The following is a 15,416-nucleotide window of genomic DNA, read 5'->3' as shown; positions in this document are numbered from 1 at the left end:
CAACATACTCCGTGGGGCCCTAACGGGCCCCGCTCACACGCTTTACGCAAACTCCAAAATCAGCGCGTCCACGGCAAGCGTCGCGCCGGCGCTGGCGTGGATCTTCTTCACCGTGCCGTCCTGCTCGGCGCGGAGCACGTTCTGCATCTTCATGGCTTCGACCACGGCCAGCGTCTCGCCGGCCTTGATCTCCTGCCCTTCGGTCACCGCGATCGAGACCACGAGACCGGGCATTGGACAAAGCAGCTTCTTGCCGGTGTCGGAGGCCGTGGTCACCGGCATCAGCCGGGCGGATGCGGCCTCCGCCTCGGTCCAGACATAGACCGGCACCTCGACGCCCTGATGCGCAAGGCGGATGCCGTTCGCGATCGGCCGGGCCTGCACCGCGATGAACTGGCTGTCGATGGTGCCCTGCCAGACTGGGTCGCCCGGCTTCCAGGGCGACTGCAACAGATGCGCTTTGCCCAGTTTGCCATCGGCATTGACGAAGCTCACCGCGATCGCCTCGCCCTCGCGAGCGACCTCGAGCAAAATCTCCTGGCGATCGAGCCACACCGCGCGGCGGCGCTCGCGCTGCACGACGCGTCCCCCCAACTGGCCCGAAATCTGCCGCTTGCGCGCGCCGAGCACGTGATCGATGGCGGCGCCGACGGCGGCGATCCGCCGCGCGACCTCGCCTTCCGGCGCGCGCGGCGTAAAGCCCTTGGGGAACTCCTCGGCGATGAAGCCGGTCGACAGATTGCCCTGGCGCCAGCGCGGATGGTTCATCAGCGCCGACAGGAACGGGATGTTGTGGCGGATGCCGTCGACATAGAAGGCGTCGAGCGCAGTCGCCTGTGCCTCGATCGCGGCCGCGCGCGACGGCGCGTGGGTGACGAGCTTTGCGATCATCGGATCGTAATAGATCGAGATCTCGCCGCCCTCCTGCACGCCGGTGTCGTTGCGCACGGTGATGCCGTCATGGCTGGCTTCGGCCGGCGGACGGTATTTGACCAGCCGCCCGATCGAGGGCAGGAAGTTGCGGAAGGGATCTTCCGCATAGAGGCGCGATTCCACCGCCCAGCCGGTGAGCGTGACGTCCTTCTGCGTAAGCTTGAGCTTCTCGCCGGCGGCCACCCGGATCATCTGCTCGACAAGGTCGATGCCGGTGACGAGCTCGGTGACGGGATGCTCGACCTGAAGGCGCGTGTTCATCTCCAGGAAGAAGAAGCTCTTGTCTTGCCCCGCGACGAATTCGACGGTGCCGGCGGAATCATAATTCACGGCCTTGGCCAGCGCGACCGCCTGCTCGCCCATCTTGCGGCGGGTGGCCTCGTCGAGCAGCGGCGACGGCGCTTCCTCGATGACCTTCTGGTTGCGGCGCTGGATCGAGCATTCGCGCTCGCCGAGATAGATCACGTTGCCATGCTTGTCGCCGAGCACCTGGATCTCGATGTGGCGGGGATCGACGATGAACTTTTCGACGAAGACGCGGTCGTCGCCGAACGAGGCCTTGGCCTCGGCCTTGGCGAGGTTGAAGCCTTCTGCAACCTCTGCCTTCGAATGCGCGATGCGCATGCCCTTGCCGCCGCCGCCGGCAGAGGCCTTGATCATCACGGGATAGCCGATCTCGTCGGCAATGCGGACCGCGTGCTTGTCGTCCTCGATGACGCCGAGATAGCCGGGCACGGTCGAGACCTTGGCTTTCGCAGCCGCCTTCTTGGATTCGATCTTGTCGCCCATCGCGGCGATCGCGCCTGGGTTGGGGCCGATAAAGACGATGCCGGCGGCTTCCAGCGCCCGCGGAAACGCCTCGCGCTCGGACAGGAAGCCGTAACCGGGGTGAACCGCCTCGGCACCGGTCTTGCGGCAGGCCTCCACGATCTTGTCGATCACCAGGTAGCTCTCGGCCGCGGCGGGGGGGCCGATCAACACGGCCTCGTCGGCCATCTCGACATGGAGGGCGTCGCGGTCGGCCTCGGAATAGACCGCAACCGTCTGAATTCCCATGCGGCGAGCGGTCTTGATGACCCGGCAGGCGATTTCGCCGCGATTGGCGATCAGGATGCGTTTGAACATGTTCTTCTTGAGCTTGGTCCTTGGGCGGGACCCCCTCCCGCGCCCGGGCGGGCCGGTCGGAACGGGGCCGTATGCTGTCGTGGTACAGCAAAATGGGCCGGAGGCAACGGTCAAAATCCGGCCCGTCTGGCGTACCAGCGCAAGACCGAAGCCGGGCTCGCAAGCCCTTGGATGGCTTAGGGCTTCCCGGCCGCGGTCATGTCCTTGACCACGCCCCGGACCAGGCCGTGAATGAAGCCCAGTTTCGTCACCACCGCGGACGACAGGATGAAGGGATAGAGGTCGCGCAGGCCCATGGCCCGGTTGACGCTGTTCATGGCGAAGGTGAAGGGCAGCCATGCGTTGACGAGCACTTCGACGTCCTTGGCCTGGTAAGGGTTGAAACGGATACGCGCCGTCAACTCGCCGTCGCGATCGACCTTCGGCCGCACCTCCATGCCGAACTCCGAGGCCATCTCCAGCGCGTCGACGATGTGGAGATAGTGCGCCCAGGTTTCGGCGAAGTCTTCCCAGGGATGTGTGGTCGCATAGGCGGACACGTAGTTCTGCTGCCAGTCTGGCGGCGCGCCCTCTGCGTAGTGGCGCTGCAAGGCCTGGCCGTAATCGGTCGAATCGTCACCGAACACGGCGCGGCATTCCTCCAGCTTGCCGCCGCCGCGCACCAGCACGTCCCAGAAATAGTGTCCGACCTCGTGGCGGAAATGCCCGAGCAGCGTGCGATACGGCTCGCCCATCTCCAGCCTGCGCCGTTCGCGCTCGATGTCGTCGGCCTCCGTGAGCGCGATCGTGATCAGGCCGTTGTCGTGGCCGGTCATGATCTTTTGCCCGCTGTTCGGATCGTCGGCGAGAAAATTGAAGATCAGCCCATGCTCTGGGTTCTCCTGCCGGGTCTGGAGCGGCAGCTTCCATCGGATCAGGGAATAGAACAGCCGGTGCTTTGCCACTTCCAGCTCGCGCCAGCCGGCAAGCTGAGCGGGATCGGACAGGTCCGGCACGATGCCGTTATGGCGGCAGGCGCAGCAATAGCCGGTGACATCGCCAACATCCGTCAGCCAGTTGCAGGCATCGTACTCGGCATTGCGGCACAGCATCCGCCCCTTGCCCTTGTCGATCAGTGTGGCCCACGAGTGATCATCAGCCTCGGCGTCCGGCTCGATCGCCGACATCGTCTCCCGCTCGGGCAGAAAGGCGACACGGTGACCGCAGCGTTCGCAGCCGCGATTCTCGAAATAGAGGACGTTGCCGCAGGATTGGCAGACAAACAGCTTCAAGATTTAGCCTTTTCTGAAAGGGAGTTCTGTCAAAGAAAGTTGGCGCCTCGCAAAGACGTCTCTGCAGGCTGATCGTTCCAACCTTTGGAACAAAATGCCAGCCCTGACGTTCATTACGTATAGTTTTCCCGCGCCAGGCAGGCCGCGGGCCGTCGTCCGCTCTCCCTTCTAGGCAATGGTCATCACGCTCCGTCTGTGTGAATATCAGTCCGGCACGCACGCACCCGCATCACAACGGCCGATGCCTTGAACGATCCCTTGCCCGAGACCATTGCCGCCGAGAGGCTGCGCCAGCACCTCGAAGACATCGCGCGCGAGCGCGACAACGCCCATCGCGCCCTCCAGGAGCGCGAGGCGGAGCTCGCGCGCATCCAGCGCATTGCTGGCGTCGGCGGTCTCGAGGTCGACTTCAGGGACGGCGTAAAGACACGACGCACGCCCGAATACCTCCTGATCCACGGCCTGCCGCCTGAGGCCGCCAATGAGACCTACGAAGACTGGGTCGGCCGCATCCATCCCGAAGATCGTGAACGAACGATCAGCCATCTCTTCGATACGCTGAAGGGCGCGAGCGAAGGTTATTTCGATCGCTACCGCATCATCCGTCCCAACGACCGCGAGGTCCGCTGGATCCGCGTCGTTGGAAGGATCGAGCGCGACGCCAGCGGCCGCGCGGTCCGTCTGGTCGGCGCCGACCTCGACGTCACCGACCAGATGCTGGCACAGGCGACCTTGCGGGAAAGCGAGGAGCGCTTTCGGTTGATCGCCGACAGCGCGCCGGTGCCGATCTGGGTGACCAAGCTGGACCGCAAGCGCTCCTTCGCCAACCAGGCCTATGTCGATTTCGTCGGCCTTCCCTACGACCAGGCCATCGATTTCGACTGGCGCAAGGTGCTGCATCCGGACGACCTGCCGCATGTGCTGCAACAATCGGTCCAGGGCGAAGCATCGCTCAAGCCCTTCGTGCTGGAAGCGCGCTACAAGAACGCCGCCGGCGAATGGCGCTGGCTGCGCTCGGAATCGCAGCCGCGCTGGGACCCGAACGGCAAGCATATCGGCTTCATCGGCGTCGCTCACGACATCACGGTTGCCAAACAGGCCGAGATCGAGCTCCGGCGGCTCAACGAGACCCTGGAGGAGCGCATTACCGAGCGCACCGCCGAGCTCGAAGCCAACGAGGCGCGGCTGCGCGCGATCCTCGGGACCAGCAACCAGTATCAGGGCCTGGTCAACCTCAAGGGCGACCTGCTCTATGCCAACAAGACCGCGCTCGACGGCATCAAGGCGAGCTCGTCGGAGGTGATCGGCAAGCCGTTCTGGGACACGCCCTGGTTCACCGGCACCCAAGGCATGAGCGCCGCCGTGCGCGAGGCGTTCGACGAGGTGCTGAAGGGCGAAGCGGTGCGGATGGAGATGCGGTTGCGGCTCCCCGTCGGTGAGCGCGATTTCGAATTCGGCATGCGTCCCGTGCTCGACCGCCATGGCAACATCACCGGCGCCGTGCCCGAAGCCGTCGACATCACCGAGCGCCGCCGCGGCGAGGAAGCGCTGCGGCAATCGCAGAAGATGGAGGCGATCGGCCAGCTCACCGGCGGCGTGGCGCACGATTTCAACAACCTCCTGACCATCATCCGCTCGGCGACCGACTTCCTGCGCCGGCGCGAGCTGCCGGAGGAGCGCCGTCGCCGCTATGTCGACGCCATTTCCGACACCGTCGAGCGCGCCTCCAAATTGACCGCGCAGCTGCTCGCCTTCGCGCGCCGGCAGCCGCTGAAGCCGCAGATCTTCAATGTCGGCAGCCAGGTCGAGGGCGTGGCACAGCTGGTCCGGCCCCTGGTCGGCGGCCGCATCGAGATCGCCGTCGAGATCGGCGATGCCGATTGCTTCACGGTGGCCGACATCGCCCAGTTCGAGACCGCGCTGATCAATCTCGCCATCAATGCCCGCGACGCCATGGATGGCGAAGGCCGCCTGACCATCGCGGTCCGCAAGGTTCAGGGCATCCCGAGCCTGCGCGCGCAGTCGGCGCGCGGCGGCGACTACGTCGCGATCTCGGTCGCGGACACCGGCAGTGGCATCGCGCCTGAAAACATCGACGCCATCTTCGAACCGTTCTTCACCACCAAGGAGGTCGGCAAGGGCACAGGCCTCGGCCTGAGCCAGGCCTTTGGCTTCGCAAAGCAGTCCGAGGGCGACATCGCGGTGACGAGCACGCCCGGCAAGGGTGCGACCTTCACCATCTATCTGCCGCAGGCCCAGAGCCCGGCGGCGGACAAGCAAGCCGCGGCGCTGACAAGCGAGGCGGCGACCACCGGACGCGGCTATCGCGTACTCGTGGTCGAGGACAATGACGATGTCGGTCAGTTCTCGACCGAGCTGCTCGAAGACCTCGGCTATGTCGTCCGCCGCGTCGCCAATGCCAATGCCGCGCTCGCCATCCTCGGCGAGAACGAGTTCGCGGTCGACCTCGTCTTCTCCGACGTTATCATGCCCGGCATGAACGGCGTCGAGCTTGCCGGCATCATCCGCGAGCGCTATCCGGGCCTCCCCGTCGTGCTGACCAGCGGCTACAGCAACGTTCTCGCCGAGAACGCCCATCGCGGCTTCGAGCTGATCCAGAAACCGTATTCGGTGGAATCGCTGTCGCGCATCTTGCGCAAGGCGATCACGGAGAAGCTGTCGATGGCACGGTGAGTGTTATAATTGCATGAAAGCTGCCTCACTTTCCGTTATTGCGAGCGCAGCGAAGCAATCCAGAATCTTTCCGCGGAGACAATCCGGATTGCTTTGCTCCGCTCGCAATGACGGTGCCGGCGCGCTGCCACAAAACAACGGATATCGATGATATGAAACCCGCCCTCCTCTCCGCCTGGCAAACCTGGGCGCTGCTCTCCGCCTGTTTTGCCGCGCTGACCGCGATCTTTGCCAAGGTCGGCGTCGAGAACATCAATCCGGACCTGGCGACGTTCATCCGCACCATCGTGGTGCTGCTCGCCTTCTCGGTGCTGTTGTTCTTCACCGGCCAGTTCACGGTCCCATCGACGGTCTCATCGAAGACATGGTTGTTCCTGGTGCTGTCGGGGCTTGCGACCGGCGCGTCCTGGCTGTGCTATTTCCGCGCGCTCAAGCTCGGTCCGGCGACGCTGGTGGCTCCGATCGACAAGCTCAGCGTCGTGCTGGTGGCCCTGTTCGCCTTCGCCTTTCTCGGTGAACGGCCGAGCGCCCAAGGCTGGCTCGGCATCGCCATGATCGGCGCCGGCGCAGTGCTGCTCGCCGTGAAGTTTTAAGGCCCGGAGCGACGACGTGCCGAGCGTGCCGCATGACGCCATCTGGGCCTGGAGCATTATCGTTGCCGCGACCGCGGGCGTCATCTTCCGGCCCCTCCGCCTGCCGGAGGCGATTTGGGCCGTCATCGGCGCTGCAGCCCTCGTGCTGCTCGGCTTCCTGCCCTGGCAGGATGCGCTCACCGGCATCGAGAAAGGCGTCGATGTCTATCTCTTCCTGATCGGCATGATGCTGATCGCCGAGCTCGCGCGGCTCGAAGGTCTGTTCGACTATCTCGCCGCGCTCGCGGTCGAATATGCCGGCGGCTCACCGCAGCGGCTGTTTCTGCTGATCTATCTCGTCGGCACGGTGGTGACGGTGCTGCTCTCCAACGACGCCACCGCGATCGTGCTGACGCCCGCCGTCTACGCCGCGACGCGCGCGGCAGGAGCAAAACCGCTGCCTTATCTGTTCGTCTGCGCCTTCATTGCGAACGCCGCAAGCTTCGTGCTGCCGATCTCCAATCCCGCCAATCTCGTCGTGTTCGGCGCGCGCATGCCGCAGCTCACCGAATGGCTGCGCCTGTTTGCGCTGCCCTCGATAGCCTCGATCCTGCTCACCTACATCGTGCTGCGTCTGGCCCAGCACCGCGCTCTGAAGGACGAGAGCATCGCACGCAGCGTTCCGCATCCAAGACTCGGCCGCGGCGGCAAGCTGACGGCCGCCGGCATCGTCGCGATCGGCGTCGTGCTGGTCACCGCGTCCGCACTCGACAAGCCGTTGGGCTTGCCGACTTTCATCTGCGGCGTGGCGACGGCGACAATCGTGCTGCTGATCAGCCGGCAATCGCCGCTGCCCGTGCTGCGCGGCGTGTCCTGGAGCGTGCTGCCGCTGGTCGGCGGGCTCTTCGTAATGGTGGAAGCGCTGGCGAAGACCGGCGTGATCGGGCAGCTCAGCGCCTTGTTGCATGAGGCGGTGGCGCAATCGATCCCGAAGGCGGCCTGGAGCGTCGGTATTGCGACGGGGGTCGCCACCAACATCGCCAACAATCTTCCGGTCGGCCTCGTCGCGGGCTCGGTCGCCGCCAGCGACCACCTGCCCGCCCCCGTCGTCAGCGCCCTTTTGATCGGCGTCGATCTCGGACCCAATCTGTCGGTGACCGGTTCCCTCGCCACTATCCTGTGGCTGGTCGCCCTGCGGCGGGAAAAGATCGAGGTCGGCGCCTGGCCATTCCTGAAACTTGGAATGCTTGTGACGCCGCCCGCCCTGATCGCGGCCTTGGCGGCCGCGATCAGGTAACGCGCGAGTCTTAGTCGTTCTCGTAGCCGTAGACTTCCGGCAGGATAAAGATCGCGGCGAGCAATCCGACCAGCGGGAAGATCGCGACGAACAGCGTGGCGCCGGCCTGCCCGATCGCCGCGAACAACGACGGGAACAGGAAGATCGCCAGGAACGACGGCAGCTTCACGAACATGTAGGCGAAGCCGCTGGCGGTGCCGCGGTACTTCGGCTTGGCGACCATGGTCGGGATCGTCATGCAGTTCGACGCATCCCAATAATGGCCCCACAGCATGGCGGCGGCCGCGAACGGCAGCAGCATCTTGTTGTCGGTATAGAGCGCGAAGGCCGCGACCAACAGCGCGCACAGCACGATCGAGAAGCCGGCAATGGCGATGCCGCGATGGCCGATCTTCGGCGTCAGCAGCGGGCCGACCCAGCCCGACACGGCGGCGAAGCAGAACAGCGCCATGGTCACCAGGTTGTTGCCGAGCACGCTCGACACGCCGACCATCACGAACAGCACCGGCAGGTAGAACGCGAAGGTCGAGAACTCGCTGCCCTGGGCGAAGCAGGCGATCCAGCCGTAGATCGTGGCGCGCCAGCGGATCGGGTCCTTCCTGAGGTCGGCGATGAAGTCGCGGGTCGAGACCTTCGGCATCACCACGTCCTGGTCCGGCAGCATGGCGAGATCGTCGTTGAACATCTCGCGCGCGACCTGCTTGGCCTCGCGGAAACGCCCCTTCTGGACCAGCCACACCGCCGTCTCCGGCACGTCGTGGCGCATGATCAGGATGATCAGCGCCGGCACCGCGCCGAGGCCGAGCGTCACGCGCCACAGCATCTCGTGCTGGATGTCGAGCAGCAGGAAGATCACGATGACGCCGATGGTCAGGACTTCGCCGACAGCGAACATGAACTGCCAGCGGTTGCCCATGACCTCGCGCTCGCCCTTGGCCATGGATTCCATGATGTAGGTGTAGCCGGTCGAGATGTCGGAGCCGAGCGGAACGCCGAGCAGGAAACGGATCACGACGAGCCAGCCGACGCTCGGCACGAAGGCCTGCGCCAGCGCGAGAACGATGAACATCACCATCGTGATCAGGAACATCACGCGCCGTCCGATCTTGTCGGAGAGCCAGCCGCCGAGCAGCGCACCGATCAGCGCGCCGCCTTGCGTGCCGGCTGCGGCAAGGCCGAGCATCAGCGGATCGGGATTGTACTGCTCGCGGATGAAGATCAGCACGAAGGCGATCGAATAGAGATCCCAGGCCTCGACCAGGATCGAGGCCATCATCAGCCAGCCGACCTTGTTGCCCTTGGGACTGTAGTTCGTAATGAGGTAACGGACCGCGGCTTCGCTCGCGGTCGGTTGTGGCATCGCCATCGTTGACATGTCTGGTCCTCTCTTCAAAACTTTTACGCCAAGTACTTTTTAAGCGCCAAGTAGCGGCTCGATGCTGCAATCGAGCAGGCGCGGGTCGATCCCCGCCTCCATGCCCGTGAACATCTGGTCCATGTAGTCGATCAGCGCATCGCTCGCCTTCACGGCGGCCTCGACATGGCGGCCGGCAACGGCGCTGAGAATGGCGAGGTGGTGATCGATCGTGCCTGACAAATCGGTCTGTCCCGGCATGAAGCGGTGGTGGATGTAGCCGATGCGGCGATACAGCGTGTGCAGCGGCCGCAGCGTATGCACCAGGAACGGCTCGCCCGCCGCCTCCAGCACCAGCGCGTCGATGCGGCGGTCGAGGCTGTTGAATTCGTCGAGCGTCAGGCTGGCGCGGCGCTCGCGCAGCAAGCGTTCGATGTGCAGCGCCTGATTACGATGCGAGAGGCTGGCGCGATCGGCCGCAAGACGGATCACGAAGCGCTCCATGTCGCGGCGCAAGGCCAGCAGCATGCGCTCACGCGCGAGATCGATCGGCGCGATGTGCAGGCCGTGGCGCGGGCGGATGATGATGAGCGTGTCGGCGGAAAGACGGTTGACGGCGTGGTGTACCGGCGTGCGGCCGAAGCCGGTGATCTGCTGCAATTCCAGCATGGTCATGAACTGGCCGGGCTTCAGCTCGCAGTGAACGAGCAGCTCCTCGATCTTTTGATAGGCCAGCTCGAAGAAGTTGAGACGGTTGCGCCGCGAGGGCTTGCCCCCGCCGCTGTCGTCCTCCGCTCTCACCACCTGGAGCGCGCGTTTGCGCCGTGCCATCGAATTCCTCCCGTCGGCCTGCGCTCTGCAGGACGGCGCCTTATTTGTGGCACCCTTAAAACATGTTGTGATATATTACAAGCAGGCGTAAGACTTTCGCCTGCGCGCCACATGTTGCGCTGCGAAATAAACAACAGCGCTCACCGCGCCTGTGATGGGAGGACAGTTGCCGTGAAGATCACGTCGATCGAGACGCTGCGCACCGAGGAATTCTCCAACGTCATCTGGGTGCGCATCCACACCGACACGGGCATGATCGGTCTCGGCGAAACCTTCTATGGCGCGGGCGCAATCGAAGCGCAGATCCACGATACCTTTGCCGGCCGCCTGCTCGGCCGCAATCCCCTGCACATCGAAGCCATCCATCGCGACATGCTGAACCTGCCGATGGCGCAGTCCTCCACCGGTGTCGAATATCGCGCGGCGTCCGCGATCGACATCGCGTTGTGGGACCTGTTCGGCAAGGTCTGCGATCAGCCGGTGCACCAGATGCTCGGCGGTCTCTGCCGCGACAAGCAGCGCATCTACAACACCTGCGCCGGCACGCAATATGTCCGCTCCACCAATATCAGCCCGGTGTCGAACTGGAATCTCGGCGCCTCCAAAGGCCCCTACGAAGATCTCGACGGCTTCATGAACCGCGCCGATGCGCTCGCCGAGAGCCTGTTGGAAAGCGGCATTTCGGCGATGAAGATCTGGCCGTTCGATCCGGCGGCGCAGGAGAACAAGGGCCTCTATATCACCGCCGCGCAGATGAAGCAGGCGATCGAACCGTTCGAGAAGATCCGCAAAGCCGTCGGCGACAGGATGGAGATCATGGTCGAGCTCCACTCGCTGTGGAATCTGCCGACCGCCAAGCAGATCGCGCGCGCGCTCGAGCCCTACAAGCCGACCTGGTACGAAGACCCGATCCGCATGAACTCGCCGCAGGCGCTCGCCGAATATGCGCGCTCCACCGACGTCTGGGTCTGCGCCAGCGAAACGCTGGGCTCGCGCTTCCCCTACAAGGACATGCTCGACCGCGACGCCATGCATGTGGTGATGGCGGATCTGTGCTGGACCGGCGGCCTCACCGAGGGCCGCAAGATCGCGGCGATGGCCGAGACCTATCACCGGCCTTTTGCGCCTCATGACTGCATTGGCCCGATCGGCTTCATCGCCGCCATCCACATGTCGTTCAGCCAGCCCAACACGCTGATCCAGGAATCGGTGCGCGCCTTCTACAAGGGCTGGTACAATGAGCTCGTCACCACGATGCCGACGATCAAGGACGGCTACGTCTATCCGATGGAAGGACCGGGCCTCGGCGTCGATCTCCTGCCCGCGGTGTTCGACCGCAGCGATCTCACCGTGCGCCGCTCCCACGCTTAAGGATTTCTCGAGATGAGCACTGCTTTGTTCGACCTGTCCGGCCGCACCGCGCTCGTGACCGGCTCCTCCCGCGGCCTCGGCCGCGCCATTGCCGAGGGCATGGCCAAGGCCGGCGCCAGGATCATCGTCAACGGTGTCGATCCCAAGCGCGTCGAGCAGGCCGTCGCCGAGTTTCGCGCCGCCGGGCATCAGGCCGAAGGTGCCGCCTTCAACGTCACCGACGAGCCAGCGATCGTCGCGGCGTTCAACGACTTCGACAAGAAGGGCATTGCCGTCGACATCGTCGTCAACAACGCCGGCATCCAGCACCGCAAGCCGCTGGTCGAGTTCACCACCGACGAGTGGCGCAAGGTGATCGAGACCAACCTCACCAGCGCTTTCGTGATCGGCCGCGAGGCGGCCAAGCGCATGATCCCGCGCAAGCACGGCAAGATCATCAATATCGGCTCGCTCGGCAGCGAGCTCGCGCGTCCGACGATTGCGCCCTACACGGCCGCCAAGGGCGGCATCAAGAACCTGACCCGCTCGATGGCGGTCGAATGGGCCCAGCACGGCATCCAGGCCAATGCGATCGGCCCCGGCTACATGCTCACCGACATGAACGAGGCGCTGGTCAACAACACCGACTTCAACAATTGGCTGATGGGCCGCGTCCCCTCCAAGCGCTGGGGCAAGCCGGACGAGCTGGTGGGCGCGGCGATCTTCCTCGCCTCGGACGCCTCCACCTATGTCAACGGCCAGATCATCTATGTCGATGGCGGCATGATCGCCGCGATGTAATCGCGAAACAGGGAACGAGACCATGCGCGCCGTCGTCATTCACGCCCCGAAGGACCTGCGGATCGACCTCTACCCCGATCCGGCGCCCGGCCCGGGTGAGGTCCGGGTCAAGATCGCCAATGGCGGCATCTGCGGCTCCGATCTGCACTACTACCACCACGGTGGTTTTGGCGTCGTGCGCATCCAGCAGCCGATGGCGCTGGGGCACGAGATCGCCGGCGTGGTCGCGGCGGTCGGTGACGGCGTCACCAGCGTGAAGCCCGGCACCCGCGTTGCGGTCAATCCGAGCAAGCCGTGCGGCCAGTGCCTGCATTGCCAGGAAGGCATGCGCAACCAGTGCCTCGACATGCGCTTCCTCGGCAGCGCGATGCGCTTTCCTCATGTGCAAGGCGGCTTTCGCGAGTTCCTGACCGTCGATGCGACGCAGGCCGTGCCGATCTCCGACAAGCTGTCGCTCGCCGAAGCCGCCGTGGCCGAGCCGCTCGCGGTGTGCCTCCATGCCGGCAAGCAGGCCGGCCCCCTTCTCGGCAAGCGCGTGCTGATCACCGGCTGCGGCCCGATCGGCGCCTTGATGATTTTGGTCTCGCGCTTCGGCGGCGCATCGGAAATTGTGGTGACCGATGTTGCCGACGCGCCGCTCGCGGTCGCGAACAAGCTCGGCGCCACCCACGCCATCAATGTCGCGACCCATGCCACCGCGCTCGATCCCTGGCGCGCCGGCAAGGGCGTGTTCGACACATTGTTCGAAGCCTCCGGCAACCAGGCTGCGCTCCGCGCCGCGCTCGACGTGCTCAGGCCGGGCGCGACCTTGGTGCAGCTCGGCCTCGGCGGCGAGATGACGCTGCCGATCAACACCATCGTCGCCAAGGAATTGCAGCTCCGCGGCACCTTCCGCTTCGATCCCGAGTTCGCGCTCGCAGTCCGGCTGATGGGCGAAGGCCTGATCGACGTCAAGCCGCTGATCACGGCCACCATGCCGTTCGAGAACGCGGTCTCAGCCTTCGAGCTCGCCAGCGACCGCGCGCAGTCGATGAAGGTGCAGCTGACGTTCTGAGGCGCGCCGCGCTCATTCGCGCGCGACCACCGAGTCAAGCCAGGCGCAGTTCAGCGGCGGCACGCGCCCGCTCGACCGCAGCAAGTGCGGCCTGGTCGGTAAATAACCTCAGGCGAGGTAACGCGTGAGATAGCCTTCCATGGCGTAGAGCGCGCAAAGCGCGAGGCTCGACCAGACGGCGGCGCTGAAATACAGGAACATCCAGGTCAGCTCGCCTTTCCAGTGCGCGATGTCGTGGGTTACCACCCAGCGCGTCGAGACGTCATGCAGGCCCTCGAGGAAGCCGAGGAACCTGCCGCCCTCTTTGTGCCCGGCCCGCCAGCGGCTGAGATACATCGGCACGTCGACGGTGACGAGGAAGGCGAGAAAGCAGGCGATGCCGACGATGCCGGCGATCAGCGCCAAGCGCACCGGTCCCTGGAATTCCGGCATCAAGCGGCACAGCGCGATGCCGGCGAGGAAGAAGGTCACCGCCCACAACGAATTCTCGATCGCGTTGAAGAGGAAGTTGGTGGTCACCACGGCGTACCAGGAGAAGCACTCCGCGACGATGATGATCGGCACGATCAGAAGCGCGATGTTCGCCGCGCTCTCCGCGCCCGTCATGTGACCGAGCTGATGCAGGATGATCGCCCATTGCGCCGCAAAGCAGACTTCGGCCACGGTCGCGACAGTGCGGCCGACGAACACGCTCGACAGCCAGGTGTCGAACAGGCAGATGCGCTGCACGTCGGCGCGCGGCAGCACCGAGCGGAAGGCGCAGCCGAACACATAGGCCGCGCAAAGCAGGAACATCAGGCCGATATCCGAGCCGCCGCCGACGCTGCCGGCAACGGTCGGATAGAACTCGCGGTACAACATGAACCAGACGAGAATGTTGGCAGCACTGACCAGCGTCAGGGACCCCCACCACCACGCCAGGGGATTTGACCGTGCCTGCCACTGCAACATGAACCGCTCCGTCGTAGTCAATATGACATTCAACGGTAGCAATTCTGTCATAAATCCGTAGCACGGCGCGACAAAAAACTGCGTGAGAGCGCTGTCATAATTGGCCCGGCGCCCTGTCATATTCGAGACGGCGACGGCTCTCCCCACGCGTTTCCAGACTTACTTCCGCGCAAATTCCAGGGGCGCTCTTCGAGACCCCCGGAACAATGCGGAGAAATCTATTTCTTCATCCCCGCGACATAGGCCGCGAGCTTGTCCAGCGTCTGGTAGCCATATTCGACCGCGCCGAAGCCGATCATGCCGTCGCGCTGCTCCGTGCTCGAGGCCAGCTGCCGCATCATCAGCACGGTCTTGCCGTTGCTCTGCTCGGCAAAGGTGAGCGTGAAGCGGAACATGCCGGGATCATCGTCCTGATCGACGCCATGGTCCATCTCCATCAGCTTCGGCCGCTCGATGCGGCGGAAACGCATCCGGTTCAGATAGACCGTGCCGTCCGGGCCGATCATGTTGAAGCGCCAGACGCCGCCGACGCGCACGTCGATCTCGAACGTCTCGATCTGAAATCCCTTCGGCCCGAACCATTGCGGCAGGTGTTTCGGGTCGGACCACGCCTCGAACACCAGGTCGCGGGGCGCGTCGATCACGCGCGACATCACGATCTCACGGTCGAGCGACCATTGCGACAAAGCGGGATTGGCAGAACTCGTCATTGTCAGGGACCTTTCCGTTTGGTTGTCTTCTTCGTGGTCTTGTTGGCTTTTTTGGACGGCGGCGCGGCAGCCGCCCTCTCCTGCTTGAGCTTCATCACATAGGCCTCGAACCGGTCGAGCCGTGCCTCCCAGACCGCGCGCTGCTGCTGGAACCAGTCTTCCGCGCCGAGGAGCGCGTCAGGAGCGAGACGGCAGGTGCGCACGCGGCCGGATTTCTCCGACTCCACAAGACCACTGAGCTCCAGCACATGGATGTGCTTCATGAAGCTCGGCAGCGCCATGTCGAAGGGATCCGCGAGCTCGCCGACCGAGGCCTCGCCGGCGCACAGCCGCATCACGATGGCCCGCCGCGTGGGATCGGCAAGGGCTGCGAAAACCTGGTCGAGACGGGATTGTTGGTTAGCCATGTAGCTAACTATGGACCTGCCCGGGCGCCCCGTCAACAACTGTTAGCTTTCAGGCTAAGTAATTTC

13 protein-coding genes are annotated in these 15,416 nt (G+C 64.6%); 6 read left to right on the top strand and 7 right to left on the bottom strand.

Features of this window, described 5'->3' with window-relative positions; all coding sequences use genetic code 11:
- Nucleotides 1-42 precede the first annotated feature (42 nt).
- Together IC761_RS15050 and IC761_RS15045 are read right to left on the bottom strand one after the other, a co-directional pair.
- Nucleotides 43-2,058 (bottom strand): acetyl-CoA carboxylase biotin carboxylase subunit, encoded by a 2,016-nt coding sequence (locus IC761_RS15050; protein ID WP_195803983.1) that lies wholly within the window; start codon nucleotides 2,056-2,058, stop codon nucleotides 43-45.
- 176 nt (nucleotides 2,059-2,234) lie between these two features.
- Nucleotides 2,235-3,329: a zinc-binding metallopeptidase family protein gene (locus tag IC761_RS15045; RefSeq protein ID WP_195803982.1), complete on the bottom strand. Its 1,095-nt coding sequence runs from the start codon at nucleotides 3,327-3,329 to the stop codon at nucleotides 2,235-2,237.
- A gap of 228 nt (nucleotides 3,330-3,557) precedes the next feature.
- Between IC761_RS15045 and IC761_RS15040 the strand changes: the two genes are divergently transcribed.
- From IC761_RS15040 to IC761_RS15030, 3 genes are all read left to right on the top strand, one after another.
- Nucleotides 3,558-6,023 carry a hybrid sensor histidine kinase/response regulator gene (locus IC761_RS15040; RefSeq protein ID WP_195804655.1) on the top strand — a complete coding sequence of 822 codons (2,466 nt, stop codon included), beginning with the start codon at nucleotides 3,558-3,560 and terminating at the stop codon, nucleotides 6,021-6,023.
- Nucleotides 6,024-6,175: 152 nt separating this feature from the next.
- Complete coding sequence (locus IC761_RS15035; protein WP_195803981.1) at nucleotides 6,176-6,616, top strand: EamA family transporter; 441 nt, start codon at nucleotides 6,176-6,178, stop codon at nucleotides 6,614-6,616.
- 25 nt (nucleotides 6,617-6,641) lie between these two features.
- The gene (locus IC761_RS15030; RefSeq protein WP_195804654.1) at nucleotides 6,642-7,892 is read left to right on the top strand and encodes an arsenic transporter; all 1,251 of its coding nucleotides are present in this window, start codon (nucleotides 6,642-6,644) and stop codon (nucleotides 7,890-7,892) included.
- A 10-nt stretch (nucleotides 7,893-7,902) separates the two neighbouring features.
- Here the strand turns inward: IC761_RS15030 and IC761_RS15025 are convergent, their stop codons facing one another.
- Together IC761_RS15025 and IC761_RS15020 are read right to left on the bottom strand one after the other, a co-directional pair.
- Nucleotides 7,903-9,267 (bottom strand): MFS transporter, encoded by a 1,365-nt coding sequence (locus IC761_RS15025; RefSeq protein ID WP_195803980.1) that lies wholly within the window; start codon nucleotides 9,265-9,267, stop codon nucleotides 7,903-7,905.
- 39 nt (nucleotides 9,268-9,306) lie between these two features.
- On the bottom strand, nucleotides 9,307-10,077 hold the full coding sequence (locus tag IC761_RS15020; protein ID WP_195803979.1) for a GntR family transcriptional regulator: 771 nt from the start codon (nucleotides 10,075-10,077) through the stop codon (nucleotides 9,307-9,309).
- 171 nt (nucleotides 10,078-10,248) lie between these two features.
- On the opposite strand from IC761_RS15020, the gene IC761_RS15015 reads away from it, so the two are divergent.
- The 3 genes from IC761_RS15015 to IC761_RS15005 are packed head-to-tail and all read left to right on the top strand — an operon-like array spanning nucleotide 10,249 to nucleotide 13,282.
- Complete coding sequence (locus IC761_RS15015; RefSeq protein WP_195803978.1) at nucleotides 10,249-11,448, top strand: mandelate racemase/muconate lactonizing enzyme family protein; 1,200 nt, start codon at nucleotides 10,249-10,251, stop codon at nucleotides 11,446-11,448.
- Between the two features lie 12 nt (nucleotides 11,449-11,460).
- Nucleotides 11,461-12,228: an SDR family oxidoreductase gene (locus IC761_RS15010; protein WP_195803977.1), complete on the top strand. Its 768-nt coding sequence runs from the start codon at nucleotides 11,461-11,463 to the stop codon at nucleotides 12,226-12,228.
- Between the two features lie 22 nt (nucleotides 12,229-12,250).
- Nucleotides 12,251-13,282, top strand: a complete 1,032-nt coding sequence (locus IC761_RS15005) for an L-idonate 5-dehydrogenase (RefSeq protein WP_195803976.1) — start codon at nucleotides 12,251-12,253, stop codon at nucleotides 13,280-13,282.
- 108 nt (nucleotides 13,283-13,390) lie between these two features.
- Here IC761_RS15005 and IC761_RS15000 read toward each other — a convergent pair whose 3' ends face one another.
- The 3 genes from IC761_RS15000 to IC761_RS14990 all read right to left on the bottom strand — a co-directional run bounded on the left by IC761_RS15000 (nucleotide 13,391) and on the right by IC761_RS14990 (nucleotide 15,350).
- Nucleotides 13,391-14,233, bottom strand: coding sequence for a hypothetical protein (locus IC761_RS15000; RefSeq protein ID WP_195803975.1), 843 nt, complete (start codon nucleotides 14,231-14,233; stop codon nucleotides 13,391-13,393).
- Nucleotides 14,234-14,451: 218 nt separating this feature from the next.
- Entirely contained in the window at nucleotides 14,452-14,943 is a 492-nt protein-coding gene (locus tag IC761_RS14995) for an SRPBCC family protein (protein ID WP_195803974.1), read from the bottom strand.
- 2 nt (nucleotides 14,944-14,945) lie between these two features.
- The gene (locus IC761_RS14990; protein WP_195803973.1) at nucleotides 14,946-15,350 is read right to left on the bottom strand and encodes an ArsR/SmtB family transcription factor; all 405 of its coding nucleotides are present in this window, start codon (nucleotides 15,348-15,350) and stop codon (nucleotides 14,946-14,948) included.
- Nucleotides 15,351-15,416: the final 66 nt, after the last annotated feature.

The organism is Bradyrhizobium commune, assembly GCF_015624505.1.
Classification (GTDB): Bacteria; Pseudomonadota; Alphaproteobacteria; order Rhizobiales; family Xanthobacteraceae; genus Bradyrhizobium; species Bradyrhizobium commune.
Note: the sequence above shows the minus strand (reverse complement) of the source record. Positions and strands in the feature narration are given on the sequence as shown.